This is a genomic window from Bacillus cereus group sp. BfR-BA-01379 (genome assembly GCF_022663605.1).
Classification (GTDB): Bacteria; Bacillota; Bacilli; order Bacillales; family Bacillaceae_G; genus Bacillus_A; species Bacillus_A mobilis.
Genome location: NZ_JAKUFT010000023.1, coordinates 54,574 through 67,193 on the forward strand (window position 1 = coordinate 54,574; position 12,620 = coordinate 67,193).

Consider the following 12,620-nt stretch of genomic DNA (forward strand, 5'->3'; position numbering starts at 1 on the left):
ATTTTAATCCAAGCCTATTAGGGTGCTGATCCATGTGCATCAAGCTAATATTTTGAAGTATCCCACATTTGTTTTCTTAGGTTGATGGGAATGGGCCGGTACCCCATGTATGGAGGACAACTAAAATGGCTTTATTTCATCACATGTCCGAAGTCATTGTATCTCCCACTTACCCATTTCGCGTTCCTTGAGGAAGGAGAATTCTTTCGGGGAATAGGTTAAATTAAACTCGGTTTTTAGCACATCATAAATGGTCGGAAAATAAAGGTTGCATAATATATAGTTGCAAATTTCTCATTAATTCTGATGTTAAAGACTATATGAAAATAGTACATTTACAAATAATTAAAAACTGTATATTTAAATTAAACAATATTAAACGAGGTGTAATATTCCGATTATTCATATTGATTATACAAAAAAAAGAAAGAGAATAATAGGCTTGTTATTAATTTCTATTGACCTTAGTATTTAAAGGGTCATAAGAACTTTAACTTTACTACAAAATGTATGCCCTTTCATTTTAGGAGAAAAAATATTTGGGGACATACAAGATAAAGGAGTGATGTTTATAAAAAAAGTTTGTTCCATCAGTATAATTTGTCTCTTTTTTTTATGTTCTTGTTTTAGCTCAAACAGCAAACCCGCATCTAAAAAAGAGAAGAGCGACGAAGCAAAGATTACTAAACAAAAGAATTGGGGATTTAAAGCAATATATTCTGATGAGACTAAGATTAATGACTATAAGTCATTACCTAAAGTCAAAGTAGCAATATTGGATAGTGGGATTAATAAAAATCATCAAGATTTAAAAGGAAAAATTGTAAAAGATTATAATGCTATTAATCCAGGAAACGAAAATGTTGATAATTATGGACATGGGACTGCAGTTGCTGGAATCATAGCCGCCCATGATGATGATTTAGGTCTCACTGGAATATCCCCTAATGCAGAGATTTATGACGTTAAAGTTCTCGATGACAAAGGTTTAGCAGATATTGATACATTAATTAAAGGTATACAATGGTGCATTCAAGAAAATGTGCAAATAATGAATATTAGTTTCGGTGTACAATCAGATAATCCGAAATTAAAAGAAGCTATAGATGAAGCATTAGACAAGGGAATCATAATTGTTGCAGCTTCAGGAAATACATTAGGATTATCAGTTGATTATCCAGCTAAATATGAAAATGTAATATCTGTTTCAGCAATAAAAGAAAATTTAAAACGATCTGGTGTATCTGCAAAAGGGAAAATAGATTATGCAGCTCCCGGAATAAATATCTTAACTACTGATAATAAAGGTGACTATTCATATTATAGTGGTACCTCTTTTGCTACTGCGTATGTTACGGGTACTGTAGCAGTCCTATTAGCACAAAAAGATATAATTTTCAATGGTCAGAATATTAAATCTTATTTAAATGATAAAACTAAAGATCTAGGTGAAAAAGGATATGATTCCGAATATGGTTCTGGATTAATAATGATAGATTGAAAGAGGAGATCGATTAATGAAAAACGTAATTGTTAAAATATTAGTGTTTTCTATGTTACTTACTTTACTTCCTAATATACAATATGTAAAAGCAGATACAGGAATACAAGATAAAGTAACTTCCGTTGATGTAAGTAAAGTGGAATCTGAAGTAAATAAAGAATTAGGAATTGAAGTTTCAAATGAATTAAAGATTAATATAGAAAAAGAAACAGACGAAAAGGTCGTAGTTAATACAACTTTAGACACAACAGATTTGTCAGTTTCAACAGATATCGACATGAACCTTGAAACAGGGGGAATTACTGTATTCGGTAAGACGGTTGATGAAAATGGTGAAGAAACCCAACAAAACTTTGATGTTTATGTACAAGAAGTTGAAGGAAATGACTTTATAGCTACATTCGTTGATCAAGAAACAGGAAAAGAATATGAAGTTAATACCCTAAAAGCAAGTGCTTCTATTTGGCCTGTAGTAGTAGCGGCTGTGGCTAGATATGGTATACAATATGCAATAAAAAAGTATGGAAAACAAGCAGTAACTTCAGCAATGAAACAGGTTCCCAAGAGTATAAATAAGGTTGATGATAAATTCCTTAAAAGAAAAGGTATTGATGCTCACGAATTAAAAAGAGACTACTTGGGTAGAAGTGTTAGTATTTCAAAATATGATATCTATGTGGATAAGAAAACAGGAAGACTTTGGATTTACCTAAAAGGTGGAAAAGGAACTCCGATACCAACTGATTCATTTATAAAATAAAAAAATCTAAAGTCATTTGTGAAAAAATGACTTTAGATTTTTAGTTATAATGAATTATAAGTATGAAGTAAAGGATAAAATTTATTATCCTTTACTTCAAATATTAATAGGGATGTGTTAAATAATTTGAGTACATTAATAAATGTAGAACTAGCCATTTTCGGAGAAATATTTAATCCAGAAGAGCTAACTAAACAATTTAATTTAGAACCAACGATGACTTATAAAAAAGGTGACTTTATTAGAGGTAATTCGTTATTTATTCGGGAAGAAACAAACTGGAGTATTGAAACAGGGTATGAAGAATCTCTTAATGCAGAAGAGGTTGTAAAAAAGTTAATTTCCATATTGGAACATAAAAAAAATGAAATAATTAATATGCAAAGTAAACATAATCTAAAATGCAAATTATCTGTTGTTGTAAAAATAGAAAATAATGAAGTCCCTTCTTTATGTTTTGATCAACATACTATTGGTTTTATCAATAGTATTGGTGCGGAAATTGATATTTGTCTATACTTATTGTAAGTCTAGCGGTAGGATTAAAATATTTGTTAAATGATGCAATGTACCTTTGATAGTGTCTGCGATAAAATGTTTGCCCTAAGCATTAAATTGAATTCTACTTCTGATAAAAGATAGGGCCTTCCTTAAGAGGAGGGTTCTTACAAACTAACTGTATAGGTGAAGATGGACAACAGCAACCAGAAAGTAGCTTTTAATATTAATTGAAGATAGTCTCTATGAACGAAATGATTCTACTAGTATTAAAATAAAGAGTCTAACTTTATGGATAAGGAATTGAAGGCTAATACACCGTATAAATATGTAGTAACAGCGGTTGATTTAGCTGGAAATGGATCTAGTAGAAGTGATGTATTGGATGTAACAACAAAGGCAGAGGATTCCACATATGAAAAATGGGATGCGAGAAAAGCATATACTAAAGGTGATAGAGTAGTATATGAGGGGAAAGTGTATGAAGCAGTTCAAGGTTATCAAGGCAATGGTGACACAAATTGGATTTTTGCCCTATCGCTTTGGAATCCAGTTTTGAGTAAATGATAAGCAGGAAAATGTAGTTAATATTTTTGGATTTTTCTTTGGAAATAAACGGCCGTTCAAAATATAAATTCTCAAATGGTTTAAATGATTTGCAAATAAATTTAATCTCCATCTATTGTTTACGAAATGAAATCGAAAAAGAATCCCAATGGTACTCCATTGGGATTCTTTATTTTCTAATTTGTAATAGCATAAATTTGCACAGTGAATTTGCTAGTGGCACCAATTGGACTTGCGATATAATATTTGGTATTTGTGTAAGCTTCAGTCCTAGATTCATGTGAAATATTTTTCCAACGAATAGAATCAGTACCTAGGGGAACATCAATCATTACATTGAAAGAGATAGTAGAAGGATGATCTTTTTCTGAAGGTACAATAACCCATTTCAATTCTTTGGTACCTACAGGTAAACTATCAATTTTAAAGTTTTGACTGGATCGATTTTTTTGTCCGGATAAAGGACTAGATATGGTTGCTTGTTTTATTTTATTGTAGGAATAATACATGTTTGCATAGGTAGTTTAATTCCTTCATTAAATACAATATTATGGAAGAGCCCCTGGTCAATTAGGTGTTTTAATATTTTTTCAATTTACGGGTTTTTTATTTGGTGTTCTAAGTTCACCCATACTAGTAAGAAAGTATCATTATTTTAAAACAATAACATTAGGTGTTTTAGTAATGTCCATCGTTCTAGGAGGTTTTATATATATTAAAGAATGGGCATATTTAACTGTTATTTGCTTTGTATTAGGCTATGGAGCAGGTTTGTTAGAAACTACGATGGGTTCCTTTATTATTTCAGCAGAAAGGAATAGTGCTGCTAAATTTAGCATTCTCGAAGTATGGTTTGGGGTTGGGGCGCTAGGGTTTCCGTTACTAGTTAATTATATTATAAAATTTTATGAATGGTATTTTATTCTTTATTTTTACACTATTTGTTTGGTACATGTTTGGACGTACAAAATTTCTAAATTTTTCTCCTCAAAATAATGAAAAGGGAGGAGCATCCCTTTCCTCATTTACTCTAAAATTTAAAAGTGAAAAGATTACAGTTATATTATTCATTTCACTTTTTGCATTGAGTCTAGGTTGTATTATTTTAAAAATGAGGAAAATTGCAACTTACGGTAACGAAAGTGCCAAAAAGGTAGAAGGTATGAAAAATTTATAGAAAAAATTTAATAATATGAAAAAGTTAATTTTATTTGGAATTCCTAAAAAAGTTGATAAAGTTAAAAATTCTGTATTTGGGCTTTGTTTTATATATTGTGCTGTGTAATATATAAAACAGAGATACTTCAAATATAAAAATGATATGCAACAGTGACCAGTTCGCAGGTAATAAAAAGTTATTTTAATTAGCTTTTCAGATTAATCTAAGAGGGGTTTGTTATCGAATGGAGATAAAAATTAGTAAAAAGGATAAGATTGATATCTCTAAAAAATTAAAGTCTTTTTTAGCTGAACAATATTCACTGGAATTGGGTGAATACATAAGCTATGAGTTACTTGAATTCATAATAAAGGAATTAAATCCACATTTTAATCAAGTTACTAGGGATAGGTTGGAAATGTTGTTAAAGAATATAGAGAAAGATATATACAGTCAATAGACTTTATATGAGAATTGAAAAACTATAATATCATTTTTTAAAATTATAAAAGGAAATATGTTACTGAAAAGTAAGGAGACAATCCATTACTTTTCTAAAAAGCAATTAGGTCCGTACAATGATGTATTAAAGTGATTCCGAAGGGATTTTGGATGCTGAAGAGAGTACAAGTGAGTTAAAAAAGAAAGGTGCGTAGGCGCCTTTCTTTTTTGAAGGAGATTTTTATATTTTGGGATAGCGCCACATCGCTATCAACTTAAGAAATTAATTGTTCCCTAAAACGAAAAAAATAAACTAAATGTCCTTGGTTACCTATGAAAAGAATAAATTTTTGTTTTGGGAGTACTTCAAAATGTTAGCTTGATAGCGATGTGAATGGCCCCCCACTGATTAAAGTTACACTTCATTCCACGCCACTCTCTAAAATAGAAAAAGATACATTTTCACAATCAATTTCTGCCAACGCGCCGTAAGGTAAAATAAACTTCGGTTCAGTATGGCCGAAATTTAAATTATAAAGAATCGGCAAATCTTCTAAGTTATATTCTTTCATAACTTTAAGTATTTCATGTTTATATTCTTCATAATACATTTCGTCTTTTGGTTTACCAAAAATAATCCCTTTTGCTTTTTGGAGAATGCCTTGCGCTGCGTAATTTCGTAAACAATACTTTATATAACTTGGTTCTGGGTGGTCTTCAGAAGTTTCAAAGAAAAAGATACTATCTTCCCAATGTTTTTTCTCAGGCCAAAGCTCCGTTCCTTTTGCAAATTCCAGTACTTCTATACAACCACCAATTAAGCGTCCTTGTACGGTAGTAGAGCCTTGAAGTACCTCATATCCATTATTTTGCTGCATCGTACGTCTTGTATCTTTATTTACCTCTATCCATTCTAAACGCTCACTCGTCCATTCATGAGCTGGTTGAATTTCGCCAATAACTTCATTTGAAAAGAGAGTTCGCTTTACCATTTCAACCGTATATGGATTCAACTCTATATTTTCAGCAAAATCCGTTAAAATGGCTGGACCGTAAAAGGAGGAAATTCCTGCTTTATAACAAAACAAGTGTGAAACGGTAACGTCAGAGTATCCCATAAAAATTTTCGGGTTTTCACGTATCACATTAAAATCTATATAGGGAAGTAAGCGAATGCTATCTTCACCGCCGATATTCGCAATAATTGCTTTCACGCGCGTATCTTGAAATGCTGTCATTAAATCTTCCGCACGAGCCTGTGGGTTGTTATAAATGAATTCGCTACCTTTTAAACTATTTGGCATGGGAACAACCGTAAGACCGAAAACTTCTTCTAACCTCTTTACCCCTTGCTCATAACGCCATCTTATGTCAGAATCACCTGCTCCTCCCCATGAAGGACTTACTGTTGCCACAACATCTCCTGCCTGTAATCTCTTTGGTTTTATTAACATGTTAACTCCGCTCCTACATAATGTAATGGACTACGATTATCAAACTGCAGTATTGAAAAATATGATGCATGACATTAGTTTCTTCATCATCAATTCGTTTACCTGCTGGTGTGCAAGAATTTAGCAGTAGTATTGAATATAGGGAAAAACGCTTTATATTTAAAAAGTACAGTATGCATCATTGCATGAGAAAGATGGTTGCTATTTTCTATAACCTGTAACTATAATAGTTACAGGTTGGTCGTATCCAATCAAAAAAATAAAATCATCATGAATGGAGATGTTTCATAATGGGTATGAAAAAAATAATTTTAGCAGGTGCTTTAGGAATCGCAGCATTATCAGGAACGAATTTACCAGGATTAGAAGTAACAAAAGCGAGTGCAGCTTCTATTGAATCGAATTTCTCGACGTTAGAAGGGCGAGTAGTAGAAGTAGATAACGGTGTAATTGTCGTAAAATCTAAGCAATATGAAGAACCTGTTAGTGTATATATAGACTCTCTTTCAAACGTGAAAGTAGGAGATGAGGTAAAGGCTACTGGTTCTATGATGCGTAATTTTACAGAATATATGGTTGCAACTGCAATTGAAAATACAACAAACAAGTTAGGCATGCACATGAAAGAAGATGGCTCACCTGATTATGTAATTGGGGAAGTAGCAAAAGTGGGAACGATGGAAGATGAGGGAGACGGTGCTACTAAATATGTCGTAGTTGAGTATCCATCACTAAACGGGAAGAAAGTGATTATTGATGTTTTCTTAACGAAGGGACAAGTATTTAATACGGGTGAGAAAGTAAAAATTGATATGAAGTATGTAGGCTGGGGCGGAAGTTCTATTAACTGGAACACAACGGATCATATTGAAAAGGTTTATGAGATAAAGAGCGATGTTGAAAACAATGAAGATGTTTGGATTTGGTCTTAATTAGACTTCTGTGAAAATGTATCATGCAGTACCCATCGAATGATCATATGTATGACAATTCGATGGGTACTTTTTGTTTTGTGCTTTTTGAGAATAACGGATTTCCGATTAGAATATGATGTTAATATTGGAGAGAAGGTCAAGAAATACAATATGGAAAGAGGTGTTTAAGGGTGGAGCGAGATGAGGTTTATTTACGAGCTAAAAAAAGGGTGGAGAATTTAAAAGCGTTTTATATTCATTTAACGGTTTATATTCTAGTGAACTTAATGCTTTTTATTATAAATATAATCTCTGATTCAAGTAAATTATGGTTTTTATATCCACTTGCAGGTTGGGGGATCGGTATCGTTATACACGGTTTGACAACTTTTCCAGTTGGGATATTCGGAAAAGAGTGGGAAGAACGAAAGATTAAAGAATATATGGAGAAAGATAAGTAATTTTATTACTGGAATGTATGGATATAAAATTTCATTTAAATCTCTGTGATCAAATATTTGAGGCGAAGTTTATTCTATAACTTCGCCTATTTGCTTTGTGTTCGAAGTTTGTACGAGTGAGTATTCATATTCATTTTTAAGCGTCAATTGCATGTGAAATCAAAACTTTATTTGTAGTACATAATAAATACAGTTGTTTTACTTTTTTAATTACTTGTGGATGTAGGATGAAGTTGATTTATTACCCTATATTAAAATAAAAATAAACCACTGTTCGATTTGAATATTCCACGATATAATGGTGAGAGTTTATGACAGAATAAATATTTACATAAGAAGTGAGGTACTGTATGAAAAAAAGAACGACAGACATTATTTTTATTATTATCGGTGCATTTCTTTTTGCGTTAGGTGTCAATTTATTTGTTATCCCGAACGAGTTTGGTGAGGGCGGAGTAACAGGTATAACGATTATTACGTACTATTTATTTGAATGGTCACCGGGCTTAGTTAACTTAATTTTAAATGCGATTTTGTTAATAGCCGGTTATAAATTTTTAAATAAGATTACAACAATTTATACGATTATCGCTGTAGTTACGAACTCGCTATTTCTTCATTTGACCGAAGGCTGGACGATTGCTTCGGATGAAATGCTCGTAAATGCCATTTTCGGAGGAATATTTATTGGATGCGGGATTGGTCTTATTATTCGCGTTGGGGGAACAACTGCAGGTACTACCATCTTAGCAAGGATGACGCATAAATATTTAGGATGGAGCATTAGCTACGGTCTACTGTTCTTCGATTTAATCGTTGCGTTTTCATCTTATTTCATCATTGGTGCAGAAAAACTGATGATAACAATTATTATGCTATATGTAGCAACGAAAGTGATGGAATTTGTAATTGAAGGTTTAAATCCGAAAAAGGCTATTACGATTATTTCTGATAACCCGAATGAAATTGCCGGGAAGGTTACTACCTTAATGGGCAGAGGGGTTACGGTGTACTCAGGTCATGGCTATTACACGAAAACACCGAAGGAAATTCTTTATGTTGTTATTAACAAGCAAGAAGTAGTGAAGCTAAAACGGATTGTTCAAACTACGGATCCAGCTGCGTTCATCGCTATACACGATGTTCGTGACGTATTTGGAGAAGGGTTCGTTGATATTTCTAAAGCTTAGAACTTATTTTTCATTAAAATAATCTTAATACTAAAACGTAAGAATCTATTTTGAATAATCTTTTTTCAAAATAGATTCTTTTTCTTTTTCTTGCAAAAAAAACAATTGTTTCTTAATGTAAGAAATGTAGAAGGATGAACAAGAGAGGGTTTAATGAAGATGATACATATTTTATTAGCTGATGATGATAAGCATATTAGAGAGTTGTTACATTACCATTTACAAAAAGAGGGGTTTAAAGTTTTTGAAGCAGAAGATGGAAAGATAGCGCAAGGCGTATTAGAGAAAGAGAATATTCAACTTGCGATAGTAGACATTATGATGCCGTTTGTTGATGGCTATACGTTATGTGAGGAAATTAGGAAGTATCATGATATTCCTGTTATTTTATTAACTGCGAAAGATCAGTTAGTTGATAAAGAAAAAGGATTTATTTCTGGTACGGACGATTATATTGTAAAACCGTTTGAGCCAGCTGAAGTCATTTTCCGTATGAAAGCATTACTGCGTCGTTATCAAATGCTGAGTGCTGATATTATTACACTGCACGGTACAACAATTGACCGAAAAGGCTTTGAAGTGAAGTGTAACGGTCAAACGATTCTGCTTCCATTAAAGGAATTTGAATTGTTATCACAACTGGCTAGTTACCCGGGAAGAACATTTTCAAGAGAAGAATTAATTGAATTAGTATGGGGAATGGATTTTGAAGGGGATGAACGAACAGTTGACGTTCATGTGAAAAGGCTGCGAGATCGTTTTTCAAAACGAACGGATGATTTTCAAATTACGACAGTACGCGGACTCGGTTATAAGTTGGAGTTGAAATAGAATGAAATCACTATACTCTAGATTTGTTTTTATGACGGTTGGAATCATGCTACTTAGCAGTATTATCGGTTTTTTATTAACAAATGTGTACTATCAAGTGAAGTTAAAACCGTATAACAGTGAAAAGATTTTAATGTATGCGGAAGAGGTAAAATCGTTATATGAAAAGCAAAGTGAAGAAAACAAAGAGGCGTACTTACAGTCTATTGCGAAATTAGGATATGAAATTTACATTGTAGATGACAAAAAGAATGGAAAGCGTATCGGTAATGCGTTTCGTAAAACGTCAATTAGTGATGATACCGTTCATAAAGTATTGCAAGGGGAAACGTTTAACGGCGTTTCCACATATCCAACGCGCCTCTTTATTACAGGTTTTTTCGATAATGAATTAATAAATAGTGTCGGTGTACCAGTGCAACACAGTGATAAACAGTACGCTTTATTTATTCGTCCTGACATTCAGAACCAATTTGGCGAGATGCGAATTTTCTTAGCGGTATTACTTGGATTTATCGTACTATTAAGTATTATCTTTATAGCGATTGCAGCAGGTTATATCGTGCGTCCGATTCGTACATTTACGAAAGCGACGCAAAAGATTGCAAATGGTGAATATGATATCGAATTAGATGGAAACCGAAAAGATGAAATAGGTACATTAGCAACTAATTTTCAAAAGATGACGAAAAGTATTAAAGAATTAGATGAGATGAGACAAGAATTCGTTTCAAACGTTTCTCACGAATTTCAATCGCCGCTTTCTTCCATACAAGGATTTTCGAAAACATTGCAAACAGAAAAGATGAGTGCGGAAGAAAGAAACCATTACTTACAAATTATTGAGGGCGAAAGTAAGCGAATGTCTAGTTTATGTAAACAGTTACTTACGCTTGCTTCACTAGATAAAGAAGAGAAAGTGTTGCAAATAAAAGAATTCAATTTGCAGAAGCAAATTAAAGACGTCATTTTTATGCTTGAATGGAAATGGCGTGAAAAAGATATCGCCGTTGAATTTGATGTGCCGGATATTACAATACGAGGGGATGAAAACTTACTTCATCAAGTATGGAGTAACATCTTTACGAATAGCATTAAGTTTTCAAACGACGGTGGAACGATTGAATTTGTTGTAGAAGAATTAGAATCGAGCATTATGATCTCTATATCAGACAACGGAATCGGTATGGAAAAAGAAGAAATGGAACGTATATTTGATCGTTTTTACAAAGTAGATACGGCAAGGGCAAGAAATGTAGAAGGTAGTGGCTTAGGATTATCAATCGTGCAGAAAATTGTTGAACTACATAACGGAAATGTTTCGGTGTATAGTACGAAAGGGGAAGGGACTACTGTTCAGGTGGAGCTTCCGAAATAGATGGAAGAGGCTGTTTGGAAACGCCTCTTCTTTTTTGTCATTTTGTTTCGGGAGATCGCTGATATTTTTTCGCTTATGTGTAAAGTGACAAAAAGTTGTTTGAAAATATGCGAGTCATTCTATTCCACAATTGGACCACATTCTTGAATGACAATTTGTGATTAATTTAGATATCCATGTGAATAAATAGGGGTTGTGAAGGAATGTACTTATGGTAATAAGTCAGATTAGTTTAGGAAGGAATATTATAAATAAAATGGAATAATAAATAAATTGAACAACAGAATTTATAGACGAATTATTTACCTAGGCATCGATTGTTTCAATACGAAAAACTATTAGAAATGAGGGACTTTAAGATGACACACCCCGCATTAATAATGTACAAATACCACGTATGGGCAAATGGAGTGATAATTGATCGTTTAAAAGAACTACCACAGGACATTTATCATAAGGAAATTCAGAGTGGTTTTTCTTCGGTATCAAAGGTGTTGTCACACATTTACCTTACTGATTACGCATGGTTTGACATTATCTTAGGTAAAAGTATGAATGAAGCAATGGTGTCTACAAACCAATTGAGAGAACAGGTGGAAACAAAAAATATTGAGGAAATGAAAAAAATATTTCAAGACTTATCCGAACGAAACGAAGCCCTTTTAAACAGTCAAGAAGATATTGATAAGGTGATAGTGGTGAATAACCCATATGCTGGGGTGCTTGAAACTTCTATTTCTGAATCAGTACTTCACGTTGTCACCCATGGTTCTTATCACCGTGGCAATATAGCTACGATGTTGCGGCAAATGGGGCAAACCTCTGTTATGCAAGATTTTGGACTTTACCTATATTCAAAATAAAACAGAGTTACTCAAGTATCGATTTTCTTTAAATGGTTCCGTTTTCAAACTAGTGCGTTAGTCAAAAAGAAAAGGAAACAGTCAAAATCATCATCTTGATTTTCCACAATTGGGCGCTTTTTTTAAATAACTTTATTGTTATATTTTTTAGTGAGTGAAGTATCTTACATACAAAATGAAATAACTATATTTTTAACCCCGTCCTATAGTTAGAACGGGGTTAAATTTGTTCCTGCTATAAAGCCGTACCTTTCCCGCGCTCTACTTTAAATCGAACTCCAAAAGTATCCGCTGTAATTTCATCAGCTTTCGGCAATGCTCGTAATTTTGGATGAAGCAGCCATACGAGAGAAATAAATAAAATACCGATGCTAGCGAGCGCGAAAATGAGTTGGCTACTAAATACATTTGCGGTGTATCCGCCAATTAAAGAGCCGAACGGCATAGCAATTGTGCCCATACTTCGCATGACTGAGTTAATGCGTCCAATATATTGGTTTGGAATTACAATTTGACTAATTGTCGCAAATAATATGTTGGTTGCACCAATTGGAATCCAAGCTAGGCCGAATAAGAAAATAGAAAGCCATTGAAACGGTA

11 protein-coding genes and 5 pseudogenes are annotated in these 12,620 nt (G+C 33.0%); 13 read left to right on the top strand and 3 right to left on the bottom strand.

The window, feature by feature from the left end:
* The first annotated feature begins 565 nt into the window (after positions 1-565).
* From MR113_RS11380 to MR113_RS11395, 4 genes and pseudogenes are all read left to right on the top strand, one after another.
* Complete coding sequence (locus MR113_RS11380) at positions 566-1,501, top strand: S8 family peptidase (RefSeq protein WP_242254284.1); 936 nt, start codon at positions 566-568, stop codon at positions 1,499-1,501.
* Positions 1,502-1,517: 16 nt separating this feature from the next.
* Positions 1,518-2,264, top strand: a complete 747-nt coding sequence (locus MR113_RS11385; protein WP_000800054.1) for an SAR2788 family putative toxin — start codon at positions 1,518-1,520, stop codon at positions 2,262-2,264.
* A gap of 126 nt (positions 2,265-2,390) precedes the next feature.
* On the top strand, positions 2,391-2,792 hold the full coding sequence (locus MR113_RS11390; protein ID WP_000105602.1) for a DUF4279 domain-containing protein: 402 nt from the start codon (positions 2,391-2,393) through the stop codon (positions 2,790-2,792).
* 252 nt (positions 2,793-3,044) lie between these two features.
* A pseudogene (locus MR113_RS11395) lies at positions 3,045-3,329 on the top strand (carbohydrate-binding protein); the annotation flags it as partial.
* A 176-nt stretch (positions 3,330-3,505) separates the two neighbouring features.
* Here the strand turns inward: MR113_RS11395 and MR113_RS11400 are convergent.
* Positions 3,506-3,808: pseudogene (locus MR113_RS11400) on the bottom strand (hypothetical protein); the annotation flags it as partial.
* Positions 3,809-3,844: 36 nt separating this feature from the next.
* Between MR113_RS11400 and MR113_RS11405 the strand changes: the two are divergent.
* From MR113_RS11405 to MR113_RS11415, 3 genes and pseudogenes are all read left to right on the top strand, one after another.
* Positions 3,845-4,413: pseudogene (locus MR113_RS11405) on the top strand (MFS transporter); the annotation flags it as partial.
* Positions 4,414-4,732: 319 nt separating this feature from the next.
* The gene (locus tag MR113_RS11410) at positions 4,733-4,948 is read left to right on the top strand and encodes a DUF2164 family protein (protein ID WP_000403244.1); all 216 of its coding nucleotides are present in this window, start codon (positions 4,733-4,735) and stop codon (positions 4,946-4,948) included.
* 36 nt (positions 4,949-4,984) lie between these two features.
* Positions 4,985-5,083 (top strand): annotated as a pseudogene (locus MR113_RS11415) (HXXEE domain-containing protein); the annotation flags it as partial.
* Positions 5,084-5,351: 268 nt separating this feature from the next.
* Here the strand turns inward: MR113_RS11415 and MR113_RS11420 are convergent.
* Entirely contained in the window at positions 5,352-6,383 is a 1,032-nt protein-coding gene (locus MR113_RS11420) for a S66 family peptidase (RefSeq protein ID WP_098367655.1), read from the bottom strand.
* Between the two features lie 290 nt (positions 6,384-6,673).
* On the opposite strand from MR113_RS11420, the gene MR113_RS11425 reads away from it, so the two are divergent.
* The 6 genes from MR113_RS11425 (at position 6,674) to MR113_RS11450 (ending at position 12,020) form a co-directional block, all read left to right on the top strand.
* The gene (locus MR113_RS11425; RefSeq protein WP_042514841.1) at positions 6,674-7,315 is read left to right on the top strand and encodes an ATP F0F1 synthase subunit alpha; all 642 of its coding nucleotides are present in this window, start codon (positions 6,674-6,676) and stop codon (positions 7,313-7,315) included.
* Positions 7,316-7,488: 173 nt separating this feature from the next.
* The gene (locus tag MR113_RS11430) at positions 7,489-7,758 is read left to right on the top strand and encodes a 2TM domain-containing protein (protein ID WP_000438997.1); all 270 of its coding nucleotides are present in this window, start codon (positions 7,489-7,491) and stop codon (positions 7,756-7,758) included.
* 350 nt (positions 7,759-8,108) lie between these two features.
* Positions 8,109-8,948, top strand: a complete 840-nt coding sequence (locus MR113_RS11435; protein ID WP_000747488.1) for a YitT family protein — start codon at positions 8,109-8,111, stop codon at positions 8,946-8,948.
* Positions 8,949-9,101: 153 nt separating this feature from the next.
* Positions 9,102-9,779 (top strand): response regulator transcription factor, encoded by a 678-nt coding sequence (locus tag MR113_RS11440; protein ID WP_242254286.1) that lies wholly within the window; start codon positions 9,102-9,104, stop codon positions 9,777-9,779.
* A 1-nt stretch (position 9,780) separates the two neighbouring features.
* Positions 9,781-11,157: a sensor histidine kinase gene (locus tag MR113_RS11445; protein ID WP_242254288.1), complete on the top strand. Its 1,377-nt coding sequence runs from the start codon at positions 9,781-9,783 to the stop codon at positions 11,155-11,157.
* 359 nt (positions 11,158-11,516) lie between these two features.
* Positions 11,517-12,020 carry a DinB family protein gene (locus MR113_RS11450; RefSeq protein WP_242254290.1) on the top strand — a complete coding sequence of 168 codons (504 nt, stop codon included), beginning with the start codon at positions 11,517-11,519 and terminating at the stop codon, positions 12,018-12,020.
* Between the two features lie 235 nt (positions 12,021-12,255).
* Here the strand turns inward: MR113_RS11450 and MR113_RS11455 are convergent.
* Positions 12,256-12,620, bottom strand: a pseudogene (locus MR113_RS11455) (MFS transporter); the annotation flags it as partial.